The sequence below is a fragment of the Pseudomonas sp. MM211 genome, assembly GCF_020386635.1.
In the GTDB taxonomy this organism is placed as follows: Bacteria; Pseudomonadota; Gammaproteobacteria; order Pseudomonadales; family Pseudomonadaceae; genus Aquipseudomonas.
The window spans coordinates 2477461-2495012 of sequence record NZ_CP081942.1 but is presented as its reverse complement, the minus strand read 5'-3'; the positions used below and the strand labels follow the sequence as shown (position 1 = coordinate 2495012).

Genomic DNA, 17552 nt, shown 5'->3' with positions numbered 1-17552 from the left:
CACAGAATAATGGCATATTGACACATATGGTGCGTGACGCAGCCGACACTGCTGACATATTCAGACTCGCTTCAGGAGGCACCGTTCCCGGCTGGAAAGACGTTGTAATGGGATTGGGCGATGCGTCGCACACTTCGCCTGAAGGCATTGTGGGGCGCAGCGATGGTGGGTTAAGGCGCGACGAAGACCCTTTGGTTTCCCGAGGAGGGTCAGATACCGCCCTTATCCTGCGGATATAGCCTTATACGTAGCGCTGAAACGAAAAACGCCAGGCAATGCCTGGCGTTTTTCTTGTCACCGACTGTGGATCAGTCGACCCACACCCGCGCATTGCGGAACATGCGCAGCCAGCCGCCGTCTTCCTGCCAGTCATCCGGGCGCCAGGAGTTCTGCACGGCGCGGAACACGCGCTCCGGGTGCGGCATCATGATGGTCACGCGGCCGTCACGGCTGGTGAGGCCAGTGATCCCGCGCGGCGAGCCGTTGGGGTTGGCCGGGTAGTTTTCGGTGACCTTGCCGTGGTTGTCGACGAAACGCATTGCGACGATGCCGGACAGATCCGCTTCCAGCAGTGCCTCTTCGCTCTCGAACTCGGCATGACCTTCACCGTGGGCGATGGCGATCGGCATACGCGAACCCGCCATACCACGCAGGAAGATCGATGCCGACTCCTGCACCTGAACCATGGCGACGCGGGCTTCGAACTGCTCGGAACGGTTGCGCACGAAGTGCGGCCAGAACTCGCTGCCCGGAATCAGCTCGTGCAGGTTGGAGAGCATCTGGCAGCCGTTGCACACGCCAAGGGTGAAGCTGTCCTTGCGCTCGAAGAAGCCCTGGAAGGCATCACGGGCACGGGCGTTGAACAGTGCCGACTTGGCCCAGCCTTCACCAGCGCCGAGTACGTCGCCGTAGGAGAAACCACCGCAGGCGACCAGGCCCTTGAAGTCGTTCAGGTCGACACGACCGGCGAGGATGTCGCTCATGTGCACGTCCAGCGCAGCGAAACCGGCGCGGTCGAAGGCCGCGGCCATTTCCACCTGACCGTTGACGCCCTGCTCACGCAGCACGGCAACCTGCGGACGCACACCCTTCTTGATGTAAGGCGCGGCGATGTTGTCGTTGACGTCGAAGCCAAGCTTGACGCTCAGGCCAGGGTTGTCTTCTTCCAGCAGCGCATCGAATTCCTGATCCGCGCAGTCGACGTTGTCACGCAGACGCTGGATGCGATGGCTGGTTTCAGCCCACTGACGCTGCAGCAGACGACGCTGGCCAGTGAACACCGACTGGTCGTTGAAGCTGACGGCCACGTCCCCGTTGTTGACCGGCTGACCGATTACCGCGACGCAGTCGGCAAGGCCGGCAGCGCTGAATTGTGCCAGCACGTCCGGGGTGGCGTCCTGACGAACCTGGATCAGCGCACCGAGCTCTTCGTTGAAGAGGATGGCCGCCAACTCCTCGCGGCTTTCGGCCAGGCCGTCGAGCTGCAGGTTCAGGCCGCAATGACCGGCGAAGGCCATTTCCAGCGCGCTGACCAGCAGGCCGCCGTCGGAGCGGTCATGGTACGCCAGCAGGTGACCGTCGGCGTTGAGGCCCTGGATCACCGCGAAGAACGCCTTGAGATCTTCGGCGTCGTCGACGTCCGGCGCCTGACGGCCAAGTTGGCTGTATACCTGGGCGAGGATCGAAGCACCCATGCGGTTCTGGCCACGGCCGAGGTCGATCAGGATCAGATCGGTCTCGCCCTTGTCCATGCGCAGCTCGGGTGTCAGGGTCTTGCGCACGTCGGCGACCGGCGCGAAACCGGTGACGATCAGCGACAGCGGCGAGGTGACGCTCTTCTCTGCGCCCTCTTCGCTCCACTTGGTCTTCATCGACATCGAGTCCTTGCCTACCGGAATGGTCAGGCCCAGCTCGGGGCACAGCTCCATGCCGACGGCTTTCACCGTGTCGTACAGGCGCGCGTCTTCACCCGGGTGACCGGCAGCGGACATCCAGTTGGCCGACAGTTTGATGTCGGACAGCTTCTCGATGCGCGAAGCAGCGATGTTGGTCAGGGTTTCACCGATGGCCATGCGCCCGGACGCCGGGGCATCCAACAGCGCCAGCGGAGTGCGCTCGCCCATGGCCATGGCTTCACCGGTGTAGACGTCGAAGCTGGTGGCGGTGACGGCGACGTCGGCCACCGGAACCTGCCACGGGCCGACCATCTGATCACGGGCAACCAGGCCGGTGATGGTGCGGTCGCCGATGGTGATCAGGAAGCTCTTGCTGGCCACGGCCGGGTGGCGCAGTACACGCTCGGCGGCTTCGGTGATGTCCAGGGTGCTCGGGTCGAAGTCATCGCCCAGCTCGGCTTCACGGGTCACCGAACGGTGCATGCGCGGTGGCTTGCCGAGCAGCACTTCCAGTGGCATGTCCACCGGCGTGTTGCCGAAATGGCTGTCGGTTACGGTCAGTTGCGGCTCTTCGGTGGCTTCACCGACTACCGCGAACGGGCAGCGCTCGCGCTCGCAGATGGCCTGGAAGCGGTCGAAATCGACAGCGCTGACGGCCAGTACGTAGCGTTCCTGGGATTCGTTGCTCCAGATCTCGTGCGGGGCCATGCCCGGCTCGTCGTTGGGCACGTTGCGCAGTTCGAAGCGACCACCGCGGCCGCCATCGTTGACCAGTTCCGGGAAGGCGTTGGAGATGCCCCCCGCGCCAACGTCATGGATGAAGGCGATGGGGTTTTGGTCGCCCAGCTGCCAGCAGCGGTCGATGACCTCCTGGCAGCGGCGTTCCATTTCCGGGTTCTCGCGCTGTACCGAGGCGAAATCCAGATCGGCCGAGCTGGCACCGGTGGCGACCGACGAAGCGGCGCCGCCGCCCAGACCGATCAGCATGGCCGGGCCGCCGAGCACGATCAGCTTGGCGCCAACGGTGATTTCGGCCTTCTGCACGTGATCTTCACGAATGTTGCCCATGCCACCGGCGAGCATGATCGGCTTGTGATAGCCGCGCACTTCGTCGCCATGGGGGGTGCTGATCGACTGTTCGAAGGTACGGAAGTAGCCGGTCAGCGCCGGACGACCGAATTCGTTGTTGAACGCAGCGCCGCCCAGTGGGCCTTCGATCATGATGTCCAGTGGCGTGACGATGCGCTCAGGCTTGCCGTAGGCCTGTTCCCAAGGCTGTTCGAAGCCGGGGATGTTCAGGTTGGAGACGGTGAAACCGGTCAGGCCGGCTTTCGGCTTGGCGCCGCGACCGGTAGCGCCCTCGTCGCGAATCTCGCCGCCGGAACCGGTGGAAGCACCCGAGAACGGCGAGATGGCCGTCGGGTGGTTGTGGGTTTCCACCTTCATCAGGATATGCACCGGCTCCTGCACCGCGCCGTACTGGCGGGTTTCAGGATTGGGGAAGAAACGCCCGGCGGTGTGGCCGACGATGACCGACGCGTTGTCCTTATAAGCGGACAGCACGTTTTCGCTGTTCATCTGGTAGGTGTTCTTGATCATGCCGAACAGGGATTTTTCTTGGGCTTGGCCGTCGATGTCCCAGCTGGCATTGAAGATCTTGTGGCGGCAATGCTCGGAGTTGGCCTGGGCGAACATCATCAGTTCGATGTCGTGCGGGTTGCGCTTCAGGCCCTGGAAGGCCTCGACCAGATAATCGATTTCGTCTTCGGCCAGGGCCAGGCCCAACTCGGTGTTGGCCTTTTCCAGCGCGGCACGACCGCCACCGAGGATATCCACGGCGCTCAGCGGCTTGGGCTCGGCATGGCTGAACAGCTTGGCGGCGTCTTCCAGGTTGCTCAGCACCAGCTGAGTCATGCGGTCATGCAGTAGCGCGGCAGCCTGCTGCACATCGGCGTCGCTCAGCTCGCCCGAGACGTAGTAGGCGATACCCCGCTCCAGGCGGCGAATCTTGCCGAGACCGCAGTTGCGGGCGATGTCACTGGCCTTGCTCGACCAGGGCGAAATGGTGCCAAAACGCGGGATGGTCAGCAGTAGACGACCGCTTGGCTCCTGCACCGGCACACTCGGGCCGTACTTCAGCAAACGGGCCAGCACTTGCTCTTCATCGGCACTCAACGCACCGTCGACATCGGCAAAGTGTGCGAACTCGGCGTAAAGGCCGGTCACAGCGGGAACCTTGCCGGTCAGTTGCTCGAGCAATTTACCGTGACGAAAAGCAGAAAGGGCGGGAGCGCCGCGCAGGATCAACATCGGGGACAGCCTCTGGGAAGGGGGTGTACTTTGAGGCCGCGTATTCTAGCCTAAAGCGTCGTTCGCGGCACGCCCGCTCGTGCTGTGCGGTCATAGGCGGGTGACAAGTGAAATACGTCGAAAAAAGCATGTTTGCCTAGCAGAGCGCGGCTTCGCTGTCCAGATATGGAACGGCACGACGTTGGCGTATACTGCGCCGATGCCCTCCTCCTACCTGATTGGCAAGCGCTACGCCGGCTGGCTCTCGGCGATCGGATTACTCCTGATGCTCAGCGGCTGCGCGGAACCTCCCAGCAGCCTTGAGCGTATCAAGGAGGAAGGCGTGCTGCGCGTGATAACCCGCAACAGCCCGGCTACCTACTTCCAGGATCGTAACGGCGAAACCGGCTTCGAGTACGAGCTGGTCAAGCGCTTCGCCGACGATCTCGACGTAAAGCTGGAAATCCAGACCGCCGACAACCTCGATGACTTATTTTCCCGCCTAGGCCAGCCCAACGGCCCAGTGCTGGCTGCCGCCGGCCTGGTAGAAAGCCAAGGGCGCCAGCAAAGTGCGCGCTTCTCCGTGCCTTATCTGGAAGTCACCCCGCAGATCGTCTACCGCAACGGCCAACGCCGCCCCAGCAGCCCTGCGGATCTGGTCGGCAAGCGCATTCTGGTGCTCAAAGGCAGCAGCCATGCCGAACAGCTGGCCGCGCTGAAGATCGAGGAGCCGGAGCTGCAGTACGAGGAATCGGCCGATGTCGAAGTGGTCGACCTGCTGCGCATGGTCGATGAGGGACAGATCGACCTGACCCTGGTCGACTCCAACGAACTGGCCATGAACCAGGTGTATTTCCCCAACGTGCGCGTCGGCTTCGACCTTGGCGACTCGCGCAACCTGGGCTGGGCCGTGGCGCAGAGCGAAGACACCAGCCTGCTCGATCAGGTCGACGGTTTCCTGCGCCGCTCCCAGGACAACGGCAGCCTGCAACGCCTGAAGGAGCGCTATTACGGCCACGTCGATGTACTCGGCTACGTCGGCGCCTACACCTTCGCCCAACATCTGCAACAGCGCCTGCCGCGTTACGAAAAACACTTCCGCAAGGCGGCCCAGGAAAACGATCTGGATTGGCGCATGCTCGCTGCCGTTGGCTATCAGGAATCACTCTGGCAGCCCGGTGCTACCTCCAAAACCGGCGTGCGCGGCCTGATGATGTTGACCCTGCGTACCGCCCAGGCGATGGGCGTGTCCGACCGCCTCAACCCGCAGCAGAGCATCCAGGGCGGCGCCAAGTACCTGGTGCACGTCAAAGAGCAACTGCCGGACAGCATTCAGGAGCCGGATCGCACCTGGTTTGCCCTCGCCTCTTACAACGTCGGCGGCGGGCACCTGGAAGATGCCCGCAAGCTGACTGAAGCCGAGGGGCTTGATCCCAACAAGTGGCTGGACGTACAGAAAATCCTGCCGCGCCTTTCACAGAAGCAGTGGTACAGCAAGACCCGCTACGGCTACGCCCGCGGTGGTGAGCCGGTACATTTCGTGCGCAACATCCGCCGTTACTACGACATCCTCACCTGGGTGACCCAACCGCAGCTGGAAGGGAGCCAAGTCGCCGAAAGCGGCCTGCACGTTCCCGGCGTCTCCAAGGATCACCCCGAAGAGCAGGACAAGACGCCCCTTTAGCGTTCTGTCGTGTGGGGCTCCACCTTCTGACCATTGCGATTTCAGATCGCATCGCCGGCAAGCCGGCTCCTACAATGGGATTACTGGATCAGGTAAACCTAGATTCGTAGGAGCCCGCTTGCGGGCGATATCGCCTGCCGGATCGCATCGCTGGCAAGCCAGCTCCTACAGTGTGATGGTGAGGATTGTTTACGTATGGAGAGGCACGGGAATGGATTCCAGCCACTTTGCCCACCGAGGGCATGCTTTGCGTTCGGGGCGCTTTTCCGAGCGCGGGCGTATTTATCTGCTGACTGCAGTCACCTTGCATCGACAACCGATCTTCGGTGACTGGCAACTCGCTCGCTTCCTGGTAGCGGAGATGCGCCGACTACACGATGGTATGCATCTGCGCTCGTTAGCCTGGGTGATCATGCCGGATCATCTGCACTGGCTGATTCAACTGGAAAATATGCCACTGGAAAAGCTGATGCGGCAATTGAAGTCGCGTAGCGCCATCAGCATCAATCACTACAGCGGCCGTACCGGCCGACTCTGGCAGAAAGGCTTCCACGACCATGCCCTGCGACACGCGGATGCACTACTTCCAACAGCCCGTTACATAGTCGCCAACCCCTTGCGCGCGGGGCTGGTTCGCCATCTAGCCGACTACCCCCTTTGGGATGCTGTTTGGCTACAAGGCCAGAACTAATCACCGGCAAGCTAGGCCCCACCCTTCCTGACCGTAGGAGCCCGCTTGCGGGCGATATCACCTGCCGGATCGCATCGCTGGCAAGCCAGCTCCTACAATTGGGCGGTCACAGGAATTGTGATAAGTCCCAGTGCGTAGGAGCCGGCTTGCCGGCGATCCGCTATCAGCGAGCTGCCTGCGGCTGATCTTCCGAGATTGCTTTACGCACATCCCCCGCCAGGCTGAAATCGAATGCCTGCTGCACATCCAGCTGTTTCGGTAGTACGCCATGGCGGTGGAAGAAGTCTGCGGCTTTCTGCAGGCTGGTCGCGACTTCCTCGTCCAGTGCGGCGGGCTGGATGCGCGCCTCTTCCACCCAGCGACGGGCGACGTTCTGGGGAATATTGAGGTCTTCGGACAGCGCGTCAGCCATTTGCTGTGGATGGGCAAGCGCCCACTGCTGGGCCTTGGCCAGGCGAACCAGCAGGTCGCCGATGGCGGCTTTCTTGTCGGCATCCGCCAGGGCTTTTTCGCTGGCCAGGGCGTAGGAATAGCCGCTCATGATGCCTCGACCATCAGCAATCACCCGCGCGTTGTCGATCAGGATGGCATTGGAGGTGTAGGGTTCCCACGGCACCCAGGCATCCACTGAGCCACGCACTAGCGCGGCACGACCATCGACCGGCCCCAGGAAAGAGAAGGTCACATCCTTATCGGTCAGGCCGTTCTTCTCCAGCAGACCAAGAGCCAGAAAATGCCCCCAGCCGCCACGATTCACGGCAATGCGTTTGCCTTTGAGATCCTTCACGCTCTGCGCGGTTGAACCCTCAGGCACCACCAGGGCCACGGTCGCGGTGTTGTAGCGCCAGGCACCTACCGCCTTCAACTGGGCACCGGCGGCATGTACGAACAGAAACGGGATATCGCCGGTGAAGCCAACGTCCAGGGCATTGGCATTCAGCGCTTCGAGCACTGGGGCACCGGCAGCGAATGGCGTCAGCTCGACCTTGTAATCGAGGTTCTCCAGCTCGCCCGAGGCGCGCAGCGAGGCGTAGCGATCACCCTTCACGTCGCCGAGGCGAATGGTGACGGGCTCGGCGGCCTGCAACAAACTGCTGAACGACAGCGCGGCCAGCAAAGAAACAGTGGTAAAGCGAAAAAGGGACATGCAAAAGCTCCAGTGGCATTGGTGCGCGGGAGCTGCTGCGTTGGAACGCTCACAGGCTCGAAAGATAGTCGTTGCTCGGTACGGTGGCAGGCCCTGGCTTACTTGAAGGCGCTGCCAAACGAGGTGTCGATAACCGCCTTGGTGTCGAATGCCTTGGGCAATGCGCCGGTTTCGACGAGGAAGTCGGCGGTGTCCTGATAATCACGGGCTGCCTGCTCATCCACCGGGCCGACGCTCATGTTGGCCTGGCCGATCCAGTGGCGGGACACGGCAGGATCCAGATTGGCCTTCTTCGCCCACAAATCCGCGTAGGTTTCCTTGTTCGCCTCAACCCAGGCGCGGGCCTTCTGCAGGCGACCGAGGAAATCGCTGATAGCGGCCCGTTTCGTATCCAGCGTGTCGGCGTTGGCGGCGATACTCGACAGCCCCGGCATCAGGTCGCGGGCGGTGATGATCGGCTTGGCGCCGGAAAACACGATCTGCTGGGAGATATAGGGTTCCCACACCGGGAACGCGTCGATGCTGCCCTGTGGCAACGCCGCAGCAGCGTCGATGGGCATCAGTTTGACGAACTCCACGTAGTCGCGGGGTAGCCCGGCTTTCTCCAGAGCCCGCAAGGTCAACTGCTGGCTCCAGGCTCCTGGCCAGTAGGCAACCTTTTTGCCTTTCAGGTCAGCGATGGTCTTGGCTGGCGAATCCTTGGGCACCAGCAGCGCGATGGTGTCCGGGTTCTGCCGCGATACGCCGATCAGCTTCACTGGCGCGCCCTTGGCAGCCAGGAAGATAAAGCCCGAATCGCCGAGAAAGCCCAGATCCAGCGCGCCCGCATCCAGGCCTTCCGCGACTGGCGCGGCGGACTGAAAATGCTTCCAGTCGACCTTGTAGGGCGCGCCTTCCAGCACACCGGAGGCCTCCACCGAAGCGCGGACGTTGTAGTAGTTCTGGTCACCCACGCGCAGGGTGATCTGCTCGGCCGCCTGAACCAGAGGCGCGGCCAGGAACGCGCTAGCCAGCGCGGTGCGCAACAGTGCGGACAATTTCATTGCAAGGTTTCCTCAGGAAGGTTGCCCAGACGGGCGATGTGTTCATGAATGGCAGGGATCAGTCCCTGGCCATAGGTGATGGCGTCGCCCAGTGGGTCGAAACCACGAATCAGAAAGGTGGAAACCCCGAGTTTGTAGTACTCACCCAACGCCGCCGCGACCTGCTCGGGCGTGCCGACCAGTGAGGTAGAGTTCCAGCGCGCGCCAGTCAACCGAGCAACGCCCATCCACAAGCGGCTGTCCAGTACCTCACCCTGCCCGGCAGCCGCCAACAGGCGCTGCGAACCGACGTTTTCGGGGGCGTGCTCGGTGAGTGGCAAGCCCAGGCGAATGCGATTTTCGCGAATCTGTTCGAGTATCTCGGCAGCACGCTTCCAGGCGGCCTCTTCGGTGTCGGCGACGATGGGTCGAAATGACACCGAGAACCTCGGCACGCGGCCATGTACGGCGGCGGCAGCCCTTACGCTGGCAACCTGTTCGCCCACCGAAGCCAGGGGCTCGCCCCAGAGCATGTAGGTGTCGGCATGCTGCGCCGCGACCTGCACCGCCGCTGCCGAAGCACCACTGAAATATATCGGGATGTGAGGGCGCTGAGTGCAGCGCACCGCAGGCGAGGCGCCCTGGAAACGATAGAAGTCGCCACTGAAATCCACCGGCTGCTCGGCCGTCCAGATCGCTTTCAATGCCTGCAGGTATTCTTCAGTGCGGGCGTAACGCTGAGCGTGATTGAGGTAATCACCGTCGCGCTGCAAATCCTCGTCATTGCCGCCACTGACAACGTTGAGTGCCAGGCGCCCACCACTGAACTGATCCAGCGTGGCGAGCTGCCGGGCAGCCAGAGGCGGCGCGATCATCCCTGGCCGATACGCCAGCAGAATGCCCAGCTTGCGCGTCGCGGCAGCAGCGAAAGAGCTGACCACTGCCCCCTCCGGGCCGTTGGAAAAATAGCCGACCAGTACCCGGTCGAAGCCCGCCTCTTCATGGGCCTGGGCGAACCGGGCGACGAATGCTGGATCAACCGCATCGCCCAGTGGCTGATCCACTTCCGAAGCTGGCGCGGCCGTAATCATGCCGATGATTTCAATGCTCATGTCGCGATTCCTGTCACGTGGTCATGTCCGGGAGCCAAGGTGCTACAAACGTCTCGCTTATAATGAAAACGTCTTTAATGGCTAATTCTTATAAAATTTATAGATAGACGAACAAGAAATGAAATTCATTTTAGGAATATCCTAATATGCGAAATAATAAAAATCGCACAACAGGCTCAAGCATGGCCTGCAGCCACGTGGTGACGATGGAAATAACCCGTTCATGAACGACGGGGGAACCCCGCAGGGAGAGAAGGCGAGCCGAGCAACGCGCCAAAAAATTACACAATTCGCATATTAGCTTATGCATAAATTGAATTTTTATAATCAATGGCGGATTGCTACCTTAGGCTCCAAACCGCTACGGATTACCCGCCATGAGCCACCCCACAACTCCGGAACGCCTGAACGCCTTCGTTGCCGGCCTCTCGGATCTGCTGAACCGCGAGCCCGATGAGGGCACCCTGATCGAACGCGGTGGTGAGCTGCTGCAGCAACTGGTCAGCCATGACGACTGGCTACCGCGCGAACTCGCGCAGCCCAGTACCGAGCGCTACCAGCAATACCTGCTGCACCTTGACCCAGCGCGGCGCTTCTCGGTGGTCAGCTTCGTCTGGGGCCCAGGGCAAAGCACACCGGTGCACGACCACCGCGTCTGGGGGCTGATCGGCATGCTGCGTGGCGCCGAGGATTCCCAGGGATTCAGCCGCCAGGCCGACGGCAGCCTGCACGCCGATGGCGACGTCGTGCGCCTCAAGCCCGGCCAGGTAGAAGCGGTATCGCCGCGCATCGGCGACATCCATCAAGTCAGCAATGCCTTCGATGATCGCGTGTCGATCAGCATCCACGTCTATGGCGCCGACATCGGTGCGGTGCATCGCGCCGTGTACCGCGAAGACGGCAGCGAAAAACTGTTCATCTCTGGCTACTCCACGCCTCCTTCCATTGCCCAACGGCAGCCTGCCCAACACGAGTCCTGAACCATGAGCCAAGTCGACACCCGCTCTTTCGCCGATATCCGCACCGCCCTGCTGCAACAGCAGGAAGTCGCCCTTATCGATGTGCGCGAAGAAGCGCCCTTTGCCGAAGAACATCCACTGTTCGCTGCCAATATTCCGCTGTCCAAGCTCGAGCTGGAAATCTACGCGCGGGTGCCGCGCCGCGACACCGCGATCACCGTTTATGACGATGGCGAAGGTCTGGCCCAGGTCGCCGCTGAACGCCTGCTGCAACTTGGTTACAGCGACGTAGCCCTCCTGGAGGGCCAGTTGGCCGGCTGGCGCAACGCCGGTGGCGAGCTGTTTCGCGACGTCAACGTACCGAGCAAGTCTTTTGGCGAACTGGTGGAAAGCCAACGCCACACGCCATCGCTGGCCGCCGAAGAGGTACAGGCGCTGCTCGATGCCAAGGCCGACGTGGTGGTGCTCGACGCCCGCCGCTTCGACGAATATCAGACCATGAGCATCCCCAGCGGAATCAGCGTACCGGGTGCCGAGCTGGTGCTGCGCGCCCGCGAGCTGGCGCCTGATCCGGCCACGCAGATCATCGTCAACTGCGCGGGGCGCACCCGCAGCATCATCGGTACTCAGTCGCTGGTAAATGCCGGCGTGCCCAACCCGGTCGCCGCACTGCGCAACGGCACCATCGGCTGGACTCTGGCGGGTCAGCAGCTGGAACATGGCCAGAGCCGCCGCTTCGGCGAGGTCAGCGCGAACAACCATGAGCAGGCTGCACGCTCGGCACGCGCCGTGGCTGACAAGGCCGGCGTCGGCCGTGCCACGCTCGAACACCTGAGCCATTGGCAGGCACAACCAGCGCGCACCACTTACCTGTTCGACGTGCGCACACCGGAAGAATACGAAGCCGGTCACCTGCCCGGCTCACGCTCCACGCCCGGCGGCCAACTGGTACAGGAAACCGATCACTTCGCCAGCGTACGCGGTGCGCGCATCGTGCTCGCCGATGACGACGGCGTGCGCGCCAACATGAGCGCCTCCTGGCTGGCCCAACTGGGCTGGGAGGTGCACGTGCTGGACAACCTGCCACAGAACGCTTTCAGCGAAACCGGCGCCTGGCCGACTCCCCTGCCCGCCCTGCCGCAGGCAGAGGAAATCAGCCCGCACACCCTGCAAACCTGGCTGGCCGCAGGCGACACCGTAGTGATCGACTTCACCACCAGCGCTAACCACGTCAAACGCCACATCCCCGGCGCCCACTGGGCGATCCGCGCACAACTGCCGCAGGCCCTGGAAAACTTGCCAGTGGCCGAACGCTATGTACTCACCTGCGGCAGCAGCCTGCTGGCCCGCTTCGTGGTCAGTGAACTGCAGGCTCTGACCGGCAAACCGGTGCTCCTGCTCGCGGGTGGCAACGCTGCCTGGTTCGCCGCCGGCCTACCCGACGAATCCGGCGAACAGCACCTGGCCGTGCCACGCAGCGACCGCTACCGCCGCCCCTACGAAGGCACGGACAACCCACGCGAAGCGATGCAGGGTTACCTGGACTGGGAGTTCGGCCTGGTCGAGCAACTGGGCCGGGATGGCACCCATGGGTTCAGGGTGATCTGATTGTTTCGGTGGATCACGCTCCATTGATCCACCGAAGCATTTCTGCCGATGACTACCCTTCACTCACGCCGCGCACTCGAACCACCGCCTGATAGGGCTTCATAGCACCCTCATATGAGGGTGGATAAGCATTGTCGTCCGCGCGCGCTCAGCCCATGCGGCCTGAATGCAATCAGAACTCCAGCGTACTGGACACTTGAACCTGGCGCGGATCACCCACCGAGACGTTGAGGGTGTTCACCGAAGAGCTGTAGTAGGTCTTGTCGAACAGGTTCTTGACGTTGAGCTGCAGCTTGAGCTTGTTGTCGCCGAGGCGGGTGTCGTAGCTGGCGAAGGCATCGGCCACCGTATAGGACGGCAGGGTGAAGGTGTTGCCGGCGTCGCCTTCCCGCTCGCCGACGTAACGCGTACCGGCGCCAGCGCGCAGGCGGTCGCCGCCGAACAGCGCGCCAAAATCGTAGACAGCGGAAAGCGAGCCGGTCTGCCGGGCGACGTTCTGTAGCCCGTTACCCTTGAGATCGGGGTCTTTGGTCACCTCGGCATCGGTCAGCGCGAACGTGCCGATCAGGCTGAGGCTGTCGGTCAGTTGCCCGGTAACGTCCAGTTCCACACCGCGGGAGCGCACTTCGCCAGCGCCGGTAGCGATGGTTTCAGTGCCAATGGTCTGGGTGACGAGGACGTTTTCCTTGACGATATCGAACAGCGCCAGGGTACCGGTAATGCGCCCCGGCATATCCAGCTTGGCACCGAGTTCCCAGGATTTACCCTCCTCCGGCGGCACGCCATTGATCGTCACGCCGTTGCTCAACGGTGCAATCGTCGAGTTGGGCTTGAAGGACTCGGTATAACCGCCGTACAGCGACAGCTCGTCGTTGAGCTTGTAGACAAGGCCCACGCGCGGCACCCAGACCTGGCCGTCGATATCGGTGTTCTTGTTGAACGGCCGCCCACGCCCGGCGAGCTGGTCATACAGCTGATAGCGGGCGCCAGCCACGAAGATCCACTGCTCGTTGAGGTGGATGGAGTCCTGAATGAAAGCTGACTGGGTGACCACACGATCAGTCTGGTCGCTGTCCGAAGCAGCCACCGTCGTCGGCACCGGTACCACGCCGTAGACAGGATTGAACGGATCGAAGCGAATGCCGGTGTTCTGACGCAGCAGGTCGGCACGATAGAACTTGCGGTACTCGTGATCCACGCCCATCAGCAGATCGTGCTGCATCCCGCCGAGCATCACCTTGCCATCCAGATCGAAGGTGGCGAAGTGCGAGGTGCTGACCGCGCCCTGGGTGCCGTCCAGGCGCCTGGTGTAAGTGCCGTCGCTCTCTGCGCGGAAGATTCGCGCCTGGTAATCGTCATAACGATCACGGTTGTAGCTGTAGGCGAAGTGGGCCTTCCAGTCTTCGTTGAGCTGATGGGACAGGTCGAAGATGGTCAGGTGCGAGCGGCCGTCAGTGATGTTGTAAGCCTCGTCCAGACGGCGCTCGGCAGGAATGCTCAGGGGTTTGCCGTCACGGAACACCGTGCCACGATCGAAAGGCACCGAATACTCGCGGTACTCGTGGCTGAGGGTGATGGTGGTGTCTTCGCCGTACCAGGCCAGGGACGGCGCAAAGGTCTTGTCGCGGTTATTGCCGAAGCTGCGCCAGTAGTCGGCGTCGTCGTAATCAGCGACCAACCGATAGGCCAGGCCTGTTTCGCCCAGCGGGCCGGTGACATCGAGGGTGCCGCCACTGCCGTTCTTGCCGTGGCCGAAGGTCGAGGCACGGCCGGTGATGGCGCGGTAGCTTTCCAGCTGCGGTTTCTTGCTGACCACGTTGATCACACCGCCCGGATCGAGAATGCCGTAGAGCATCGACGATGGCCCTTTGAGCACTTCGACCCGCTCGGCGGTGGCGGTGAAATTGCGGCCCTGGATAGTGCGCATGCCGTCTCGCAGAATGGAGCCGTCACGGTTGTCACCGAAGCCGCGCTTCATCACCGCATCGAGCGTGCTACCCAGGGTATTGGACTGGGTGATGCCACTGACGTTGGCCAGGGCATCGTCGAGATTCTGGGGCTGCTGATCCTGCAGCACCTGCGCCGGCACCACGGCAACGGCCTGGGGAATCTCCAGCAGCGGCGTGTCGCTGCGCATCAGCGAGGTGGTTTCAGGTGGCTGATAGCTGTAGGCCGTGCTGCGTTGCGACTGAATGTTCACGGCATCCAGATTGACCGCGCCCTCGCTGCGCAGCGCCTGCAGCGCCACGGTATTGGTACCGGCCTGACGGTAGGTGAAACCGGAGCCAGCCAGCAAACGGGCCAGTGCCTGCTCGACGCTCATGCGCCCCTGCAGTGCCGGAGCCTGCACGGCGTAAGGCGCTTCGTCGGTGTATACCAGGTTGAGGCCGGTGGTTCGGCTGAACGCGTCGAGTGCCTGCGGCAGCGGTTGCGCAGGTATGGCGAACGCGTAGGTCGCCGCCTGATCGGCAACGGCCTGGGCCAGCGCGGGCTGTGCCAGTGGCAGCATACCTGCGCTCAGCAGCAGCGCCGCCAGGCCCACATGTTTCAAGGTGGCATCCTGCCGACGCATGGTGCGGTGATTCATGGCTTTGTTCATCCCGGGTGCTGGTTCTCTTTGCGAAAAAGTCGCATTCAAAGCAGTACACGGATGCCGACGGGGTTTACCTCATCCTCCAGCGAAAATATTTTCAGCGCAGGATGATCAGCCGCCCAAGCACCTTGTGTTGCTCGAAGCCGACCACCGCCTGCAGGGCATCGAGAATTGCCTGGGGATTCTGGCTGGCGAAGCTGCCACTGACCCGCTTCTCGCGCAGCTCATCGTTGAGCAGCACGATGCGACCTGGGTAATAGCGGCGTAGCTCGGCAACCACCTCGCCCAATGGCGCGCGATAGAAACTAAAGCGGCCATCACGCCAGGACGTTAGCGCTTCGACATCGACACCCTGCAGCGTGCCGCTGACCCCATCGGCAAAACTCAGTTGCTGGCCGGCAGTGAGTACCCTCGCCGTGTCCGCGGGCCCACCGCGGACGGCCACTCGGCCCTGCATTACCGAAACCCGCGCGCCGTCATCGAGCCGGCGTACTTCGAAACGTGTGCCGAGCACCCGCGCTTCGCCACCAGCAGCCGCCACGGTGAAGGGAATATCGCCCGGCACCACGCTGAAATACGCCGCACCACGCCGCAGCTCAATGTGCCGCTCGCCTGCGCCATATTCGACGGCGATGGCGCTGTCGGCATCCAGCACCACGGTGGAGCCATCGCTCAACGTCACGCTGCGCACCTGCCCCGGTGCCGAGACCACGTCCGCGCCCAGGTCATCGACCCAGCGCAACGGCTGCCACCCGCCTCCCCAGACCACCAGCAGCAGGCAGGCGGCCAGCGCCAGTGCCGAGGCCCAATAAGGACGCCGGCTCGGCGGTGGGCGCAGGTACTGCTGCAGGGCGTCAGCCTCTTCCTCGGCGAGGTGCTGGGCAGCCGGGCGGCTCAGGTGCCAGAGCGACTGCATGCGCACGAAGGTATCGACATGCTCGGGCGCGGCGGCCAGCCATTGTTCGAAGGCCATCTGCACCTTGTCGCCCGGCTGGCCCTGCAAACGGCCGAGCCACAGCCAGGCGTCCTGCTCGATGCGCGACAGTGACTCCTCCTGTAGATATGACTCGTGGCTCATGGCGCGGCGCTTTCGTGTGAGTGGCTGGCCGGCGTGTCGATGACGCTGGCCTTGCAGGCTTCCAGGGCGCGCATCATATGTTTTTCCACGGCGCTCTGGGAAAGCGCCATGCTGCGGGCGATCTGCCCGTAAGTCTGGCCGTGAATGCGATTGAGCAGGAAGATATGCCGGGTTCGCTCCGGCAGCGCTCGCAGAGCGGCCTCCACGCGACGCAGATCGCTGCCCGCCTCCAGCGCTGCATCCGGGGAAACGCTGCCGTCGCCACGCTGTTCGGACAGCAGACCGGCTTCGTTGCGCGCGCGCGCGCCCTCGCTGCGCAAATGGTCGATGGCCAGGTTGTGGGCGCTGCGGATCAGGTAACTGCCCATGTCCTCGAGCGGCGCACTGGGCCGTCGCCAGAAGCGCAGGAACAGCTCCTGCACCAGATCCGCCGCAGTCGCCCGACAACCGACACGCCGCCGCAACACCGCCTCCATCTGTTCACGACGGGCGAGAAAAGTGCGCAGGAAGGCATCGCGCTGCACCGGCTCCGTCGTGGACGGATCGGGCTGGCGAGGCTCGAGTGAAGACGGCTGGTCGACCATGAAGTGGGGTTGCTCGTGACGATGCGCCAGAAGCGTGGCAGCAATCCGGCGAATGATAATTCTTATCAACAAATACCGATAGCGTCGTGACGACCGACAAGCGGAACGATCGCGGCCGGTCCGCGGCCTAAGGCATATGCGCATAAAGGAGCCGCCATGACTTTTTCCATCGTTGCCCGCTGCCCCAGAACCGGCCAGTTCGGCGTTGCCGCCGCTACCGCCATGCCCGCCGTTGGCAAACTGCTCAGCCATGCCGCCGCGGGAGCGGGCGCAGTGGCGACCCAGGCCCAGGTCAACCCGTACCTGGGCCTCGACGGGCTGGCATTGCTACGTCAGGGCCATTCGGCCCCCGCAGCACTCAAACGGCTGATGGATACCGACCCGTGCATGGAGCTGCGCCAGTTGGCCCTGATCGACCGTAACGGTGACAGCGTGTGCTGGACAGGTGATGAGTGCATTCCCTGGGCGGGCTCGCTGTCCGGTGAGCAGTTTTCCGTACAGGGCAACCGCCTGGCCGGCCCGCAGGTGCTGGACGCAGTGGCCGATGCATTCCGGCTTGGTGAAGATCGCCCGCTGGTCGAGCGTCTGATCGATGCCCTGGAGGCAGGTGATGAGCGCGGCGGCGACCGCGAGGGTGAATCTTCGGCAGTGATCTATATCGTCGACCGCGAGGAATATCCGCTGTGGGACATTCGCGTCGATCATCACCGCGATCCAGTTGCCGAGCTGTGGCGCCTGCACGGCGTATTCGCGCGCGAAGTGCTGCCGGAAATACTCGCCATGCCGACCCGTGAAAACCCGGCTGGCAAGGCGGCTGAAGACTCGGTCTGAAAGGTCGCCGTCAACCGGAACAACTGCCCGCCTCCCCTATCGATGGAGCACAGGCTAAG

Annotated in this window: 12 protein-coding genes; 5 read left to right on the top strand and 7 right to left on the bottom strand. The window is 62.8% G+C overall.

The features are described 5' to 3' along the window. Positions 1–308: 308 nt before the first annotated feature. Positions 309–4205: a phosphoribosylformylglycinamidine synthase gene (purL, locus tag K5Q02_RS11340; protein WP_225839250.1), complete on the bottom strand. Its 3897-nt coding sequence runs from the start codon at positions 4203–4205 to the stop codon at positions 309–311. 199 nt (positions 4206–4404) lie between these two features. Between purL and mltF the strand changes: the two genes are divergently transcribed. Together mltF and K5Q02_RS11330 are read left to right on the top strand one after the other, a co-directional pair. Next, positions 4405–5868: a membrane-bound lytic murein transglycosylase MltF gene (gene mltF / locus K5Q02_RS11335; RefSeq protein ID WP_225839248.1), complete on the top strand. Its 1464-nt coding sequence runs from the start codon at positions 4405–4407 to the stop codon at positions 5866–5868. A 211-nt stretch (positions 5869–6079) separates the two neighbouring features. Next, positions 6080–6559 (top strand): REP-associated tyrosine transposase, encoded by a 480-nt coding sequence (locus K5Q02_RS11330; protein ID WP_225839246.1) that lies wholly within the window; start codon positions 6080–6082, stop codon positions 6557–6559. A 163-nt stretch (positions 6560–6722) separates the two neighbouring features. Here K5Q02_RS11330 and K5Q02_RS11325 read toward each other — a convergent pair whose 3' ends face one another. The 3 genes from K5Q02_RS11325 to K5Q02_RS11315 form a co-directional block, all read right to left on the bottom strand. Further along, positions 6723–7706 (bottom strand): ABC transporter substrate-binding protein, encoded by a 984-nt coding sequence (locus K5Q02_RS11325; protein ID WP_225839244.1) that lies wholly within the window; start codon positions 7704–7706, stop codon positions 6723–6725. A 98-nt stretch (positions 7707–7804) separates the two neighbouring features. Further along, positions 7805–8749: an ABC transporter substrate-binding protein gene (locus K5Q02_RS11320; protein ID WP_225839242.1), complete on the bottom strand. Its 945-nt coding sequence runs from the start codon at positions 8747–8749 to the stop codon at positions 7805–7807. Continuing rightward, complete coding sequence (locus K5Q02_RS11315; RefSeq protein ID WP_225839658.1) at positions 8746–9819, bottom strand: LLM class flavin-dependent oxidoreductase; 1074 nt, start codon at positions 9817–9819, stop codon at positions 8746–8748. The genes K5Q02_RS11320 and K5Q02_RS11315 overlap by 4 nt, the downstream gene beginning before the upstream one ends. Positions 9820–10217: 398 nt before the next feature. Here K5Q02_RS11315 and K5Q02_RS11310 point away from each other — a divergent pair, with 398 nt between their 5' ends. Both K5Q02_RS11310 and K5Q02_RS11305 read left to right on the top strand, forming a co-directional pair. Further along, entirely contained in the window at positions 10218–10820 is a 603-nt protein-coding gene (locus tag K5Q02_RS11310; protein WP_225839240.1) for a cysteine dioxygenase, read from the top strand. 3 nt (positions 10821–10823) lie between these two features. Continuing rightward, positions 10824–12407, top strand: a complete 1584-nt coding sequence (locus K5Q02_RS11305) for a rhodanese-related sulfurtransferase (RefSeq protein ID WP_225839238.1) — start codon at positions 10824–10826, stop codon at positions 12405–12407. A gap of 172 nt (positions 12408–12579) precedes the next feature. Here the strand turns inward: K5Q02_RS11305 and K5Q02_RS11300 are convergent, their stop codons facing one another. The 3 genes from K5Q02_RS11300 to K5Q02_RS11290 all read right to left on the bottom strand — a co-directional run bounded on the left by K5Q02_RS11300 (position 12580) and on the right by K5Q02_RS11290 (position 16662). Beyond that, on the bottom strand, positions 12580–14994 hold the full coding sequence (locus tag K5Q02_RS11300) for a TonB-dependent siderophore receptor (RefSeq protein WP_442963984.1): 2415 nt from the start codon (positions 14992–14994) through the stop codon (positions 12580–12582). Between the two features lie 103 nt (positions 14995–15097). After that, positions 15098–16078: a FecR family protein gene (locus K5Q02_RS11295; protein ID WP_225839236.1), complete on the bottom strand. Its 981-nt coding sequence runs from the start codon at positions 16076–16078 to the stop codon at positions 15098–15100. Further along, positions 16075–16662 carry an RNA polymerase sigma factor gene (locus tag K5Q02_RS11290; protein WP_225839234.1) on the bottom strand — a complete coding sequence of 196 codons (588 nt, stop codon included), beginning with the start codon at positions 16660–16662 and terminating at the stop codon, positions 16075–16077. The genes K5Q02_RS11295 and K5Q02_RS11290 overlap by 4 nt, the downstream gene beginning before the upstream one ends. Positions 16663–16818: 156 nt before the next feature. On the opposite strand from K5Q02_RS11290, the gene K5Q02_RS11285 reads away from it, so the two are divergent. After that, positions 16819–17493 carry a DUF1028 domain-containing protein gene (locus tag K5Q02_RS11285; RefSeq protein ID WP_225839232.1) on the top strand — a complete coding sequence of 225 codons (675 nt, stop codon included), beginning with the start codon at positions 16819–16821 and terminating at the stop codon, positions 17491–17493. Positions 17494–17552: the final 59 nt, after the last annotated feature.